The sequence below is a fragment of the Amycolatopsis plumensis genome (genome assembly GCF_042652605.1).
GTDB classification, from domain to species: Bacteria; Actinomycetota; Actinomycetes; order Mycobacteriales; family Pseudonocardiaceae; genus Amycolatopsis; species Amycolatopsis plumensis.
Genome location: NZ_JBHSJY010000001.1, coordinates 3,627,497 through 3,642,240 on the forward strand (window position 1 = coordinate 3,627,497; position 14,744 = coordinate 3,642,240).

A 14,744-nucleotide genomic window follows, 5' to 3' on the forward strand; every position below is an offset into this window, starting at 1 on the left:
CATGGCGGCGCATCCCGAACCGGCCGGCCTCCGCGGTGACGCCGCACCCGAACCCGCCTCCTCGACGCCGAAGTGGGCGGGCGTGGCGTGGGCCCTGCTGATCCTCAACACGCTCGGCTCGACCGGCGCGAAAACGGTCCTCCCGCTGCCGCGGTCGGTCAGCCAGCTGGTGACCATGGGCTCGCTGATGACGGCGTTCGTGATCGCGCTGGCGTTGAACAAGCACCTGCGGATCCGCCCGAGCGCGTACCTGCTGCTGCTGACGGCGTTGCTGGGGACGAGCATCCTCTCCAGCGCCGACCTGCAGGAGGGCGCCGGCGCGCTGTTCCGGTGCTTCCGGCTCACGGTGTTCGTCTCCACGCTCTGGCTGCTGACCCGCTGGTGGGACGGCGGGTTCAGCTTCGTCCGGTACCACATCCGCACGTACGCGGTCGTGCTCGCGTCGGTGGCTATCGGCCTGGTCATCTCGCCCGGCAACGCGATGCCGGAGGAGTACGGCGGCCGGCTCTCGGGCGCGATCTGGCCGCTGACCCCGCCGCAGATCGGCCAGTACGCGGCTGTCATCTCCGGGCTCACCCTCCTTCTTTGGTTCGGGCGCCGCACGACCTGGCGCAGCGCGCTGGCGATCGTGGTGCCGGTGCTGGGACTGCTACTGCTCACGCACACCCGCACGGCGACACTCGGTCTCGTCGCCGGGCTCGCGGTGGCCTTCCTGTCGATGGTGCTGACCAGCGCCCGCGCCCGGAAGGTGTTCGCGTGGACGGTCGGCATCGGCGGGGTCGCCGGCGTGGTGCTCGCGGGCGCGTTGCAGACGTGGTTCCTCCGCGGCCAGAGCGCGGACAACTTCTCCAGCCTGACCGGCCGCGCGAAGGTGTGGGACGCCCTGCTGGAGGCCCCGCGGTCGACGGCGGAGTACATCTTCGGGGTCGGGCTGACGGACAAGTCCTACGACGGCCTCCCGATCGACAACAGCTGGCTCGCGATCTACCACGAGCAGGGTTTCGTCGGGATCGCGCTGGTGGCGGGGTTCCTCCTCACGTTGGTCGTGGTGGCCGTGCTGCGGCCACCGTCGCTGGCTCGCGCGTGCGCGATCTTCCTGATCACCTATTGCATTTCGGCCTCGTACACCGAAGCGGGGCTCGGCGACGCGTCGCCGTACCTGCTCCACCTGGCGGTCGCCGCGTCGCTGCTGGTCCGCGGGGTGCCGCAGTCCGACGAACAGGCATTCATCCCGGCGAAGGGGGCAGACGTGCGAGGTGCAGGCGCGTGAAGGTGCTCGTGGTGCACAACCGCTACCGGTCCGAGCAGCCGAGCGGCGAAAACAACGTCGTCGACGCCGAGGTGACGCTCCTCGCCGACGGCGGCCACCAGGTGTCGTTGTTCGAACGCCGCAGCGACGACATCGCGGCGATGCCGCTGCCCCGCAAGGTCGCGGTGCCGCTGAGGGTGCCGTGGAACCCGGCGGTGCGGAAGGAGCTCGCCGCCCGGCTGCGGGCTTCGCGCCCGGACGTCGTGCACATCCACAACACGTTTCCGCTGCTGTCGCCCTCGGTGGTCGCCGCGTGCGCGGATGCGGGGGTGCCCGCGGTCGCGACGCTGCACAATTACACGATGGTCTGCCCACCCGGCACGCTCCACCGCGACGGCCGCATCTGCACCGAGTGCGTCGGCGGCTCGCCGCTGCCGGCGGTGAAGCACGGCTGCTACCGCGGTTCGAGCGCGGCCACGCTCCCGATGGCGGCGAGCATGGTCGCGAATCGGCGCCGGTGGTGGACGGGCGTGTCCCGGTTCTTCTGCATTTCGGCGGCCCAACGTGACCTCCTGGTGTCGGCCGGGATGCCCGGCGAGCGGATGGCGGTGAAGCACAACTTCGTCACCGACCCCGGCGTCCGCCGCACCGGCGCAGGCAAGCACGTGCTGTTCCTCGGCCGCGTCACCGAGGAAAAGGGGGTCGGCCTGCTGATGCGGGCCTGGGAGCGTCTCGACGGCGCCCTCGGTGTGCCGCTGGTCATCGCGGGCACCGGTCCGATGCAGGACGAGGTGGCGGCCTGGGCGGCCGGCCGCCCCGACGTCTCGTACGTCGGCCTGCAGAACAAGGCGGAATGCCGCGCGCTGACCGCCGACGCGGTCGCGGTGGTCGCGCCGTCGACGTGGCTCGAGGCCTTCGGCCTGGTGGTGGTCGAGGCGATGGCCGCCGGTGTGCCGACCGTCGCGGCGGCGCACGGCGCGTTCCCCGAGCTGGTCGACGACGGTGTCACGGGACTCCTGCACGTGCCGAACGATGCAGCCTCGCTCGCCGATCGCCTGCGCGCGGTCATCGGCGACCGCAACGGCGACATGGGCGACGCGGCCCGCGTCCGGTACGAGAAGGACTTCACCCCCGCGGTCGGCCTGGACCGCCTGATCGCCGGGTACGAGGCGGCGATCGAGGCGTGAGGCAGCTGGTCCGGACGGCGCCCGCGGCCCTGCCGGCCGTGCTGCGCACCCCGCTGGCGATGTCCGCCGCCCTGGCGACGGCGGTGCTGGTCGCACTGGGCATCCTGCACTTCCGCGACTCGGGCCTGACCGGCATCGACGCGGTCCTCCTTCCTTCGATCGATGGGGTCCGGCCACCGTGGCGGTACGTCGCCCTGGTCTTCGACTTCGGTGGCGAGCCGGTGGGGTCGGTGATCCTGATCGCGCTCCTTTCGGGGGTGTGCTGGCTGCTCCGCCAGGTCCGGACGGCCGTGCTGACGGTGGCCGGTGTCGTGGTGACGGTGGCGGTGACGACCGTGCTGAAGCCGGTGGTCGGCCGCACCATCCACGGCGAATTCCTGTCGTACCCGAGCGGCCACACGGCCATGGCGACGGCGCTCGCGCTGGTCATCGGGCTGTTGCTCACCGAGCGGATGGGGCTGGGGCGCACCGCCGGGGTGGCGCTCGCGCTGGGGTTGGCGTTGGTGGCCGGGGTGGCGATGGGCTGGGCTGAGGTCGCCTTGGGGGCGCACTACCCGACGGACGCTCTCGGCGGGTTCTGCGCTGCGCTGGCCGCGGTTCCGGGTACCGCTTGGATGCTGGACCGGGTGGCCGACCGGCTCTGAGGACGCTCGCTGGGGATGTCCTAAGTGGGTGACCGGACCGGGTGGAGGCTGCTCCCCGGCGCGGCCGGTCGGCCGGGGGGAGTGCTCGCTCGCTGCCGGACTTGGCCGGTGGATCAGGTCCCGCGTGGTGTCGGTTTCGGCGGGGCCCGTTCGTCGGTGGGGGACCTACCTGTGAAGGAGATCCCCGTGATCCAAGATCTGATCGCCGCCGAACGGCGGGAACTGGCCGCGCTGCTCGGCGAACTGCCGTCGGCCGCGTGGGGTGCGCGCACCCTGTGCGCCGGCTGGGGAGTGGCCGAGGTCGTGGCCCACATGACCATGCCCTTCCGGTTCTCCACCGGGCGGTTCGTTTGGGAACTCGCCAAGTCCGGCGGGCGCTTCAACGCCATGGCCGACCGCGTTGCCCGCCGCGAGGCCGCCGAGCTCTCCCGCGAAGCGCTGATCGCCTCGCTGAGGGACAACGCCGACCACCCGTGGCGGCCGCCGGGTGGGGGTGCCGAGGGCGCTCTGAGCCACGATGTCATCCACGGCCTGGACATCACGACGGCCCTCCAGCTGGACCGCCGGGTGCCGCTCGAACGCCTGGAAGCCATCTTCGCCGCGATGAAACCGAAGCAGGTCAAGTACTTCGGCACCGATCTCGCCGGAGTTGCCCTGCGGGCCGATGATCTCGACTGGTCGTACGGGACCGGTACGCCGCTCATCGGGGCGGCCCAGGATCTTCTCCTTGTCCTCTGCAATCGGCGGTTGCCCGCCGGGCGTCTTCGGGGTGAGCCGAGCACGCGGTTCACCATGGTCTGAGCAACGCGTCCACAGTGGAGGGACGAGGTGGTCGGAGCGGTCATGTCTTCGACGGTACCGAACACCCGTGCGAACGACAGTCGCTGAACCGGGTGAACGGGCTGCCGAAATTCTCCGTTCGCGACTTTCCCCTTGTGGCGCAACAGAAATCTACGCGGACGACGGAAACGGGCGGTGGAAATTGTCGGAGGCCGTCGGCAAGCTCGTGATCAGCAGCCGGCGGGTCCGCCGGTGAACGAAGAGCACTGATCCTGCGAGTAGGGCTTTGCCTTCCAGCCCGCAGCGTCGACCGTCTTGGAGGTGTCATGCGCCACGAAAGTCCACGGCCCGGAGTACGAGTTGTCGTGCCACCGGTTGGCCTGGCGGAAGGTGATGGCCTCTTCGATCACCGTTCCCTTGTAGGGCGACCAGTCCGGGAACGTCCCGAAGTTCGACAGCACGGCCATCCGCCCGCACAGGCTCGTGCAGCCGACGCGGCCGGCGTCGAAGCGGAAGGTGTTCCCGTGGATCTCCACCCGCTGCGTCTTCCAGCGGCAGTCGTCGTAGGCCGGGGCCTTCTCGATCGTGCCCGCGGTGCACGAAGACTTTGCCGCCACTTTCGTGCAGTAGCCCGTCGACGTGTTCGCCGGGCTGTTGCAGAAGCGGTCGGCGTTCTCCCACAGCGTGATCCCGGCCCAGTTGTCCTCGAACGTGTTGCCGCTGATGTCGACGGCCGACGTCCTGGCCCGCACGCGCGGATCGCCGCCCGACTCCGACAGGTACACCGTCGCCGCCGGGAAGTTGTCCCCGCGCGCCGCGAACACCCGGCCCTGGACCAGGGTGTTGCGGCGGAACGTGTTGCCGCGCAGCACCAGGTTGTAGCTGGTCTCGTAGAACAACGCCTCGGCGTCGTTGGCCTCGAACAGGTTGTCCTCGACCAGGAAGTCGTTGTTGTTCGTGTCGGCCCAGAGCCCGGCGCCGTGGTTGCCGTGGACCCAGTTGCCGCGGATGTCGGCCCCGTTCACCGCCCAGAACTTGGCGCCGCCGCTGCACCCGCAGCCGGGCACCTTGGCCTCCCAGTCGCCGGTGTTGTTGCCGGTGATCTCGTTGCCCTCCAGCACGAGCCCGGTGATGCCGTCGCCCTCCTGGTACGCGTTGAGCCCGTACTGGCCGTTGTTGCGCAGGCAGCTGTGCCGCACGACCTGGCCCGCGCCGGCCATCAGCCCGGCGCCCGCGTTGTCCTCGATGGTGGTGTTCTCGATGAGCCAGCCGTCGCCGGAGTCGTGGTTGACCACGCCCTGATCCTGCAGCGCGGCGAACCCGCGGACGGTGAGGCCGCGGATCTCGACGTTGCGGGCCCGCTGGGTGAAGGCGGCGCGGTTGATCCCGCGGCCGTCGACGACGGCGCCCGGCGCGCCGAGGTACACGTCGCCGTCCTTGGGGACGACCTGGCCGAACTCGTCCTTGCCGAGCGTGTGGGTGCCGGGCCGGAGCCAGAACGTCGTGCCGGCCGGGTGCGCCGCCGTCTTGGCCGCCAGGTCACCGTCGACGGCCGGGTCGACGGTGACGGCTCCGGACGGTGGTTGCTCGTACGCGGCCGGTTGGTGGCCGCACACCGGTCCGGGCCCGTCGGCGGCGCCCGCGACAACCGGGCACGCCACGGCGACCAGGAGCGAGCAAGCAGCGACGAGTACCGCACGAGATCTGCCCATGGCAGGAAGTTACGCACGATCGGGCCGGAAAACAGTCACCCTCAAGTGTCCTCATCGGACCCAACGGGTGATTCCGGCCCGATCGCGGAGGGATCAGGCGTATTTGCGGAACACGGGCTGCACCGGGCGCCCGCCCATCCACGGCGCCGGGTCGTTCGCGTCGAGGGCCTTCCGGTACACCGTGCAGGCCTGGGCGACGACGTCGATGGTCCTGTCGATGTCCGCCTCGGTGAGCGCGGCACTGACCACGAAGGACGGTCCGAGCACCCCGCCGCCGATCAGCTCGCGCAGGAACAGCGTCCGGTACGGCTGGGACGGCCTGCCCTGCTCGTCGAGCGTGCCGAAGACCAGGTTGCTGGCCCGGCCGCGGACGACCACGTGGTCCTCGACGCCGATCCCGGCCGCCACTTCGCGGACGCCGGCGGCGAGCCGGTCGCCGAGGGCGTGCAGGCGGCCGATGACGTCTTCGTCGCGGTAGACGTCCATGACCGCCATCGCGGCGGCCAGCGAGTGGGTCTCCGCGCCGTGCGTGGTCGAGAGCAGGAACACCCGCTCGCGATCGGTGCGCAGGCCACCGATCTCCATCAGCTCACGCTTGCCCGCCAGCGCCGACACCGCGAAGCCGTTGCCGAGGGCCTTGCCGAACGTCGAGAGGTCGGGCGTGACGCCGTAGAGGCCCTGCGCACCGTGAGCCGACCACCGGAAGCCGGTGATCATCTCGTCGAAGATCAGGACGACGCCGTGGCGGGTGGTGAGCTCGCGCAGGCCCTGCAGGTATCCCGGCGGCGGTTCCACCGCCGCGGCCGCCTCCAGGATCATGCACGCGATCTCGCCCTCGTGGCGCTGCAGCAGCTCCTCCGCGGCCTGCAGGCCGCCGTACGGGAAGGACACCGTCGCTTCCGTCGTCTCGTCCGGGATGCCGGCGTTCATCGGCGTGGTGCCGATGAACCAGTCGTCGGTGGAGAAGAAGGCGTGGTCGGCGCACTTGGCGACGAGCTTACGGCCGGTGGCGGCGCGAGCCAGCCGGACCGCGGCGGTCGTCGCGTCCGAGCCGTTCTTGGTGAACTTCACCATCTCGGCCGTCGGGATGTTCTCGAGGAACCGCTCGGCGGCTTCGGCTTCGATGATCGACGGCCGGATGAAGTTGCTGCCCTTCTCGAGCTCGCCGCGCACCGCTTCGAGAACTCGCGGGTGGGCGTGGCCCAGGCTGACCGCTCTCAGCCCGGCGCCGTACTCGATGTACTCGTTGCCGTCGACGTCCCAGACGTGGCCGCCGCGGCCGTGCGAGATGACGGGGGCCATCCCCGCGGGATACTGGTCCGAGCCCTTGGCGTAGGTGTGCGCACCGCCGGGGATGACCCGGTGCAGCCGCTCGTCCGCCTTCGTGGAGCGGGGCAGGTTCGTTCCCATGTCGTGGTTCACCTCGTTGGTTTCAACGCCTCTCCGAGAGAGGGCGCCCGTTCGTCCCGGTCACTGACCATTGTGACCGACAGTGGCCACGAAATGTCCAATTCAGGGTCTTTGTACGAAATCGTAATGTCCTCTTCAGGATCGTGTGCCCGATCGATACGGTACGAAACGTCAGAGGGATCGGTGAGTGACTGGAATCCGTGCGCGCACCCCGCCGGGATGTACAACGAAACCTGGGTATCGCCGGAAAGTTCGAAGGTTTTCACATTCCGGTATGTCGGCGAATCCGGTCGGAGATCCACCACGACGTCGAAGATGGCGCCGTGGGAACACCGCACGAGCTTCGCCTCGCCGGCCCCGCCGCGCAGGTGCATCCCGCGGACGACCCCCTTGCGGGACCGAGAAAGACTGTCCTGGACGAAGCCGTCCGGGTCGATGCCGACCGACGCGACGACGTCGCGGTCGAACGTCCGGCTGAAGAACCCCCGCCCGTCCGCGTGCGGGGTGGGTTCGAACAGATACGCACCGTCGATCTCGGGTACCGGAATGGCCTTCATCGCCCACCCCCGAAGAGGGCCGCCGAAAGGGCGGCGAACTGGTCCTTGAGCCGTTGCGCGTTCATCTCGTTCCGTTCCAGGAGCGTCTGGCGAAGTTCCGCCGAACGGTTCTCCAGTTCGGTGAACTGTTCGACGAGCCGGTCGAACCCGACGGTCTTCGCCCGCTGGGTGAAGCCATCGAGGCCCATCTCCGCCATGAGGACGTCGTTCTTCGGTGCGTAGCCGATCGCCACGGTCGGTTTCGCGACCTTCAGGGCGCAGAGCACGTTGTGGTAGCGCGTGGCCACCACGCTGTCCACCGCGGCCATCTCGTGCATCAGCTCGTCCAGGGTCTCCGCCGGGGCCGCCGTCACCAGCGGGGAAGCGGTCTTCTCGATGATCTCGTCGACGACCTGCCGGTCGATCCGGTCGCCGATGAACAGCCGGACGGGTCTGTCCTGAGCAACGAGCCAGGCGACGAAACGGTTCATCGTGTCCACGTAGTGGCGGTAGATGCGGTCGGCGTCGGCGCGGTCGTCGTTGCCGCCGTAGTAGGCCATCACGCCGACACCGACGGTGCCGGGCTTGCCGCCGGCGGCCGGGGTGGGGAGGGAGAACGCGAGGTCGGGGTAGACCTGGTCGGCACTCGTGTCGACGCCCATGGCGCGCATGGCGTCACGCGAGATGTCGTCCCGGTAGGAGCGGTAGGCGGCGAGCCGGCCGGACCAGCGGACCAGCGTCCGCGTCGCCCGGGCGCTGATCTCGTTGGCGCCGACGCAGACGAGCGCCACCTTGGTGCCGAAGAGGCGCCCGGTGGCGGAAAGGAGGAAGAGCGAATACGGGAAACCCCAGGGACGCAGCGGCAGCGTCGCTTCGAGAACGCCCATGCCGGGCACGATGACGACGTCCTGCTGGCGGACCCAGGCGGCCGTGCGGCCGATGTCGACCAGCTTGCCGAGTCCCTTGAGGACGACCGACCGGATGCCGGACGCCGTCTCGTACTCGGACTGGTTCCAGTGCAGCGGCGTCGTGTCGAGGCCGTACCGCTCGCGGACGATCTCCGGGCCGCCGACCAGGGCGCTCAGCTTCGCGTCCGGGTATTCGGCGCGCAGGTAGCCGAGCACGGCTTCGAGGGAACCGTCGTTGCCGAGGTTCCCCGAGCCGAGCAGGCCGAACACGCCGACGCGCGGGGCACGCTTCACGCGAGCCTGCCTTCCCGGCCGGCCACGATCTCGTTGACCGTGGCGACGTCCGAGGCGGTGGGCGCGCGGTCCTCGACGCGCTCGCCGTGGCCGGAGCGGGCCCGGCTGGTCAGCCAGGCGCCGAGGTGGCCGAAGCACTCGCGCTTGTCGGCGGCCGAGATCGGCGCGCGGCGGATCAGGTCCGCGAACCCGTACACGTACTCGCCGAGCAGGCGGACGGTGGGATTCCGGAGCCGGTTCGCGCGCCGCGGGTCCAGATTCGCGCACCGGCTCCGGATGGTCGGGTTGGCCCGCTCCGCGCGGCCGGGGTGGTCGCGGCGGAAGTAGAGCAGCTCGGGCACCTGGTGGAACGGGCCGTGCAGGGCCATCTCGGCCGAGTACGTCCGGTCGGCGTGGTGGTAGCTGTCGAGCGGCTTGACGCGGCGGAGGACGTCGGCGCGGATGACGCCGTAGAAGTCGTCGCCGCCCGGCTCGAACAGGATGCTGCGGAAGCGGTCCGGCGCGTGCGGGGACGCCGTGTTCAGCGTGTACTCCAGCCGCTGGACGATGCGGCCGTCGCCGTCGATGATCGCCTGGTCGCAGTGGGCCAGGATGATGTCCGGGCGCTCGTCGAGGGCCTCGACGCACCGCTTGAGCAGGTCGCGGGCGTAGAGGTCGTCGTGGGACACCCACTTGAACAGCTCGGTGCGCGAGACGTCGAATACGAAGTTGTGGTTCGGGGTCGCGCCGATGTTCTTCGGCTGGCGGACGTACCGGATTCGCGAGTCCTTCTCGGCGTAGCGGCGGCAGATCTCGTCCGTGCCGTCGGTGGAGGCGTTGTCCGAGATGATCAGCTCGAAGTCTTCGTAGGTCTGGCCGAGCAGGGCTTCCAGCGACTCGGCGAGGTACTCCTCGCCGTTGTACACCGGGAGGCCGAGGCTCAGCCGCGGGACGGTGGTCATGGAGTCCTCATTCCTTGATCGGCTCTTTGATCGGCTCGAACACCACGGTGGGCTCGTCGGCGCCCGGCGGCACGTACTCGCGCAGCCCGGCCCGCAGCTGGAACCACCAGACGACGGATCCGCTGAGGGTGGCCGTCGCGACGCCCCACGCGGAGCCGGCCGCGCCGCCGAGGAACGCGCCCGCGATGCCGAAGGTGACGTAGAACAGGGAGGCGATCAGCTGGGACCGCAAACTGCGGGGAGCGGCGCCGAGGGCGCGCAGGCCGGCGGCCGCGCCCGTGGTGAAGCTCGCGCCGACGACGGCGAGGGTCACCGGGAGGATCAGCGGGGACGACGAGTCCCACACCGAGCCCATCACCCAGCGGCCGGCGCTGTCGGGCACCAGGAGCAGCAGGCCGAGGCCCCAGCACAGCGCGGCGGCGGCCTGGCCGCCACCGAGGATCACGCAGAAGTGCTTCAGCCGGTGCGGCGCCCGCTGAAGCACCCGCGCGCCCTCGGCGACGGTGACGAGGGACAGCCCCATGAGCAGGGCCAGGAACGGGCCGAGGAGCTGCTCGGCGCCGCGGACCGCGCCGACGGCGGTGATCCCGGCGATGGCGCCGAGGCCGTAGGCGCGCAGCTGCGAGGCGCCGCTGTTGCTGACGTTTTCGACGAGGTACCGGACACTCAGATCGCGCTGCGTCCGGAGCCAGCCGAGCATCTCGCGCGGGTGCGGGAGGATCCGCGTCTGGAACCCGCCGTAGAGGGCCGCGACCGCGCCGGACAGGCCCCAGGCCAGCACGAACGCGACCACCGTGTGGAGCTGCGCGGCGACGTAGAGCGCCGGGATCAGGGCCACGCCCCACACGCAGTCGTTGACGAACGCCTTCTTGCCCTGCCCGCGAGCGAAGAACGCGAAGCGCCAGGCGTCCTGCAGCAGCAGGCCCGGCATGACGACGGCGAGCGCGACGAACGCGGTGCCGAGCGGGCCACCCGCGGCCAGCCCGGCCACCAGGCTGACCAGCCCCGTCACGCAGCCGACGCCGATCGCGGTGCCGGAGGCGCTGGCGACCCCGAGACGCCAGCGATCCTCGGCGACCGCGCTGAACCGCACCATCAGCGGGTCGGTGGCGAGCCCGCGCGAGACGTTGAGCACCACGCCGTAGGTGACCCAGGCGAGGCTGAAGATGCCGAACGCGAACGTGCCGAGCGAGCGGGCCACGTACAGCCCGACGGCGAAGTTGGTCAGGCTGGACACGGCCTGGTCGCCGAGGCCCCAGCTCAGCCGTCCGGCCATCGCGCGCACCGCGCCCGACCGGAGGATCGAGCGCGGCACCCGGCGATGGTTGGCCACGTCGCTCACTCCTTGACCAGGCCGGCGTCGTGGAGGGCGCGGGCCGCGACGTCGACGATGTCGAACGGCATCCCGGCCCGCTCGGCGATGTCGAGGAGGCTGTGCGAACCGTCGGAGAGGTTGAGCACCCACAGCATCGCCATCTGGGCCTGCTTGGCGTCGCTGCGGCCGCCGAGCGAGTCGTACAGCCCGCGCTTGCCGAGCTGCGGCTCGCCGTACGGGCTGAGGTTGACGTACCGGCGGTTGCGGTCCAGCACGCCGAAAGCATCGCGAAGGACACCGAGCGTGTCCTCCATGGCCGCGGGCGACACGAAACCCGGGTTGTCCGCCGAGGTGTGGTACTCGGGGTAGCCGGCGTACGGCGTCCGGGTCAGCGAGCCGACGCCGAGGTTGAAGCCCGGCGAGCAGAACTGGCGCTCGTCGTAGCCGTACGGCGAGAAGTCGACAACTCGGTGTTCCCGCGAGCGAAGCACGTGCTGCATGACGCGGTCAATCTCGGCGTCGTCGCGGCGGGACTTCTTGTACGTCAACGGTCCCGGGTCGCCCGCGCACGCCAGCACCAGCCCGTGACGCACCTTCTCGATCCGGGAAGCGTTGCGGGCCAGCCAGGTGATCGAGCCGATCGTGCCCGGCATGAACAGGAACCGGTACGTGTAGTGCGGCTGCGAAAGAGCGAGCTGCTGGGCCAGCGAGATGGCCACCGCGATGCCCGCGAGGTTGTCGTTCGCCAGCGACGGGTGGCACACGTGGCAGGACACGATGACCTCGTCGGTGACGCGGCCCGGGACGACGTGCTCGGCGTAGGTCAGCGAGCCGTCGGAAAGGGTCGAGTCGATGACGACGTCGTAGTCGCCGTCCGGCAGCGCGTCGAGCTTCTCCTGCGCGAGGCAGAAGCCCCAGGCCGGGGCGTAGTAGCTGGTCCGGTAGGGCACCCACGACGGCTGGTCCGGCAGCGTGTGCAGGTGCTCCCGCAGCTCGCTCAGCGGCATCCGCTGCCGCACCGGGACGCTGTACCCGACGACGTGCAGGTTCAGCTCCTGAAAGTCGATCACGCGCTCACCCGAGGGAGCGGCCACGTAGGCGTCCCGGATGTTCCACTCCTGCGGGATCGTCCAGTCCAGCACCGCCGTCCCGGTCGGGACCTCGTGCCGCTCCAGCGCGATGTGCTCGCCGATGATGTCCAGGGTCTGCCGCACGCCGTCGCCGGTGATGCTGCGGCAGATCGGGTACAGCCGCTCGACCAGGGCGTGCAGTTCCGCCCCGGTCCGCAGCTGCGGGGCGGCCACTACTTCCGCCGCAGGGTGGTGTCGACGCGGCCGGCTTCGCCCTCGCTCTTCAGCCAGGCCAGCCGGGTGAACAGCTGCTGGAACGACTCCCGGGTGAGCCCGAACTTGCGGTAGGCCTCGATGAGCTCGACGGCGCCGTCCTTGACCGACCAGTCGCAGGTGAAGCCGGGGATCGCCGCGCGGAAGCGCGAGAAGTCGACCCGGTAGGAGCGCGGGTCGGCGCCCGCTTCGCCGGTGATGTTCAGCGTCGAGCCCGGCACGGCCTCGACGACCTCCTGGGCGATCTCGGCGACGGTGACGTTGTTCTCCTCGGTGCCGATGTTGAACGCCTTGTTGTGCACGGCCTCCTTCGGCGCCGTCAGGGCCGCCGTGAAGGCGCGCGCGATGTCCTGGGCGTGCACCAGCGGCCGCCACGGCGTGCCGTCCGACAGCACCAGCACCTCGCCGGACAGGTGGGCGTGCGCGGTCAGGTTGTTCAGCACGATGTCGCCGCGCAGCCGCGGCGAGTAGCCGAACGCCGTCGCGTTGCGCATGTACACCGGCGTGAAGTCGTCGTCGGCGAGCTCGTGGACGTCGGCCTCGACGCGCACCTTCGACTCCGCGTACGGCGTCACCGGCCGCAGCGGCGCGTCCTCGTCGACGAGGTTGTCGCCGCCCGCGCCGTACACCGAGCACGTCGACGCGTAGAGGTACCGCTTGACGCCCGCGTCCTTCGCCAGCTTCGCGAGCTTCACCGACGCGTGGTGGTTGATGTCGTAGGTCAGCTCCGGCGCGAGCGAGCCCAGCGGGTCGTTCGACAGCGCGGCCAGGTGGATGACCGCGTCGAAGCCCTGAACATGAGAAGCGTCCACGTCCCGCAGGTCGACGACGTGCCCGGCCGGGTCGGCGGGGGCGGGCCCGAGCAGGCAGTCCTCGAACAGCCCGGAGTCCAGGCCGGTGACTTCGTGGCCGGCGGCGGCGAGCACCGGGGCCATCACCGTCCCCAGGTAGCCCTTGTGCCCCGTCAGCAACACCCGCATCGGAATCAGCCCTTCAGGTCGAGAGTGAGTTTCTTGACGAAAAACGCTTCGGCGTACTTCGCGGCGGCTTCGATCCCGCGGATCCGCGCCAGGCCGAGGAACGCCTCGCGGTCGTACCAGGGCCGGTGCCGCTGCGACGCGTAGTGCTCCTGCAACAGCCGGACCTTCTCCTCGGCGAGCTCGTCGGACAGCGGCTGGTACACCGACGGGCTGCCGAGGTCGCCGTCCCACTTGACGATTTCGTAGCCGAGCGCCAGGTGGTCGCGGAACGTCGTCGGCACCAGCTTCGCCAGCCCGCGGTGGTCCTGGTGCGCGTCGTCGGTGCGTGGCGCCAGGACGAGGTCCGGGTCGGTCCGCCGCCGCAGCTCTTCCAGGGCGTTCTTGGCCTCTTCCCAGTGGGCCGGGAAGCGCCCGTCCGGCAGCTTGAGCACCGTGACGTCGACGTCCGCGCCCGGGCAGAACGCCGCCAGCGCCGCCCGCTCCTCGTCCTCGCGGGGCGTGCCGCCGCCGGAGAGGACCAGGGCGTCGACCCGCAGGCCCGGCCGGGACTGGCACAGCGTCAGCAGCGTGCCGCCGGCGCCGATCGCGATGTCGTCGCAGTGGGCGCCGAGGGCGACGACGCTGCCGAGCCGTCCCGGTCGGAGCCCGATCACGCGATGCTCGCCGCGGGCTGCTTCTCCCACAGCGCCCACGGCCGGTCGCCGTGGCTGTAGGCGTAGTCCAGCGCCGCCCGTTCCTTGACCGTGTCGGTCGGCTTCCAGAACCCGCGGTACGGGTAGGCCAGCAGCCGGCCTCGCTTGGCCAGTTCGGCGCAGCCGTCGGCGACGAGGTCGCCGTTTTCCGGAATGTGGTCGAACACTTCCTGGCGCAGCACGAAGTAGCCGCCGTTCTCCCACAGCGGCATTTCGCTCACCGCGGTGATCGAGCCGACCATGCCGCCTTCGTCCATTTCGACGCAGTGGAACGACGACTGCGGCGGGACGACCATCATCGACGCGCCGGCGTCGGACTTCTCGAAGCGGTCGATCATCTCGGGCAGCGGCACGTCGGACAGGACGTCGGCGTAGTTCGCGAGGAACATCTCGTCGCCGTCGAGGTGCTCACGCACCCGCCGCAGCCGCTCGCCGATCGGCGACTCGATCCCGGTCTGCACGAAGGTGATCGTCCAGTCCGCGATGTCGGTCGAGAGCAGTTCGGCCTGGCCGTTGCGGAGGACGAAATCGTTCGAAATCGTTTCCTCGTACGACAGGAAGAAGTTCTTGATGTGCGCCGCGCCGTAGCCGAGGCACAGGATGAATTCGGTGTGGCCGAAATGCGCGTAATAGCGCATCACGTGCCAGATGAGCGGTCTCGGACCGACCATCGCCATCGGCTTCGGGATGTCGTCGGCCGCGCCGTTGCGCATCCGCATCCCGTAACCACCGCAGAAGAGGACGACCTTCACT

14 protein-coding genes are annotated in these 14,744 nt (G+C 70.3%); 4 read left to right on the forward strand and 10 right to left on the reverse strand.

The genetic code is table 11. From position 1 onward, the window contains the following. The first annotated feature begins 1 nt into the window (after position 1). The 4 genes from ACFPLC_RS17535 (at position 2) to ACFPLC_RS17550 (ending at position 3,881) form a co-directional block, all read left to right on the forward strand. Positions 2 to 1,270 carry an O-antigen ligase domain-containing protein gene (locus ACFPLC_RS17535; protein ID WP_378189300.1) on the forward strand — a complete coding sequence of 423 codons (1,269 nt, stop codon included), beginning with the start codon at positions 2 to 4 and terminating at the stop codon, positions 1,268 to 1,270. Then, positions 1,267 to 2,436 (forward strand): glycosyltransferase, encoded by a 1,170-nt coding sequence (locus tag ACFPLC_RS17540; RefSeq protein ID WP_378189299.1) that lies wholly within the window; start codon positions 1,267 to 1,269, stop codon positions 2,434 to 2,436. Before ACFPLC_RS17535 ends, ACFPLC_RS17540 begins: the two co-directional genes overlap by 4 nt. Next, entirely contained in the window at positions 2,433 to 3,080 is a 648-nt protein-coding gene (locus tag ACFPLC_RS17545) for a phosphatase PAP2 family protein (protein ID WP_378189298.1), read from the forward strand. The genes ACFPLC_RS17540 and ACFPLC_RS17545 overlap by 4 nt, the downstream gene beginning before the upstream one ends. 186 nt (positions 3,081 to 3,266) lie before the next feature. Beyond that, a complete protein-coding gene (locus ACFPLC_RS17550; RefSeq protein WP_378189297.1) occupies positions 3,267 to 3,881 on the forward strand; it encodes a maleylpyruvate isomerase family mycothiol-dependent enzyme in 615 nt (204 codons plus the stop codon). Between the two features lie 209 nt (positions 3,882 to 4,090). On the opposite strand, the gene ACFPLC_RS17555 is transcribed toward ACFPLC_RS17550, so the two are convergent. The 10 genes from ACFPLC_RS17555 to ACFPLC_RS17600 all read right to left on the reverse strand — a co-directional run bounded on the left by ACFPLC_RS17555 (position 4,091) and on the right by ACFPLC_RS17600 (position 14,743). Next, positions 4,091 to 5,572 carry a right-handed parallel beta-helix repeat-containing protein gene (locus ACFPLC_RS17555; RefSeq protein WP_378189296.1) on the reverse strand — a complete coding sequence of 494 codons (1,482 nt, stop codon included), beginning with the start codon at positions 5,570 to 5,572 and terminating at the stop codon, positions 4,091 to 4,093. Between the two features lie 93 nt (positions 5,573 to 5,665). Further along, the gene (locus ACFPLC_RS17560; RefSeq protein ID WP_378189295.1) at positions 5,666 to 6,982 is read right to left on the reverse strand and encodes a glutamate-1-semialdehyde 2,1-aminomutase; all 1,317 of its coding nucleotides are present in this window, start codon (positions 6,980 to 6,982) and stop codon (positions 5,666 to 5,668) included. 8 nt (positions 6,983 to 6,990) lie between these two features. After that, positions 6,991 to 7,539: a dTDP-4-dehydrorhamnose 3,5-epimerase gene (gene rfbC / locus ACFPLC_RS17565; RefSeq protein WP_378189294.1), complete on the reverse strand. Its 549-nt coding sequence runs from the start codon at positions 7,537 to 7,539 to the stop codon at positions 6,991 to 6,993. After that, complete coding sequence (locus ACFPLC_RS17570) at positions 7,536 to 8,720, reverse strand: polysaccharide pyruvyl transferase family protein (RefSeq protein WP_378189293.1); 1,185 nt, start codon at positions 8,718 to 8,720, stop codon at positions 7,536 to 7,538. The genes rfbC and ACFPLC_RS17570 overlap by 4 nt, the downstream gene beginning before the upstream one ends. After that, the gene (locus tag ACFPLC_RS17575) at positions 8,717 to 9,661 is read right to left on the reverse strand and encodes a glycosyltransferase family 2 protein (protein ID WP_378189291.1); all 945 of its coding nucleotides are present in this window, start codon (positions 9,659 to 9,661) and stop codon (positions 8,717 to 8,719) included. The genes ACFPLC_RS17570 and ACFPLC_RS17575 overlap by 4 nt, the downstream gene beginning before the upstream one ends. A 7-nt stretch (positions 9,662 to 9,668) precedes the next feature. After that, a complete protein-coding gene (locus ACFPLC_RS17580; RefSeq protein ID WP_378189290.1) occupies positions 9,669 to 10,994 on the reverse strand; it encodes an MATE family efflux transporter in 1,326 nt (441 codons plus the stop codon). 5 nt (positions 10,995 to 10,999) lie between these two features. After that, entirely contained in the window at positions 11,000 to 12,280 is a 1,281-nt protein-coding gene (locus tag ACFPLC_RS17585; protein WP_378189289.1) for a DUF4910 domain-containing protein, read from the reverse strand. Next, positions 12,280 to 13,299, reverse strand: a complete 1,020-nt coding sequence (locus ACFPLC_RS17590) for an NAD-dependent epimerase/dehydratase family protein (RefSeq protein WP_378189288.1) — start codon at positions 13,297 to 13,299, stop codon at positions 12,280 to 12,282. Before ACFPLC_RS17590 ends, ACFPLC_RS17585 begins: the two co-directional genes overlap by 1 nt. Before the next feature lie 5 nt (positions 13,300 to 13,304). Next, positions 13,305 to 13,952 carry a PIG-L deacetylase family protein gene (locus tag ACFPLC_RS17595; protein ID WP_378189287.1) on the reverse strand — a complete coding sequence of 216 codons (648 nt, stop codon included), beginning with the start codon at positions 13,950 to 13,952 and terminating at the stop codon, positions 13,305 to 13,307. Next, on the reverse strand, positions 13,949 to 14,743 hold the full coding sequence (locus ACFPLC_RS17600) for a sugar phosphate nucleotidyltransferase (protein WP_378189286.1): 795 nt from the start codon (positions 14,741 to 14,743) through the stop codon (positions 13,949 to 13,951). The genes ACFPLC_RS17595 and ACFPLC_RS17600 overlap by 4 nt, the downstream gene beginning before the upstream one ends. Position 14,744 lies beyond the last annotated feature (1 nt).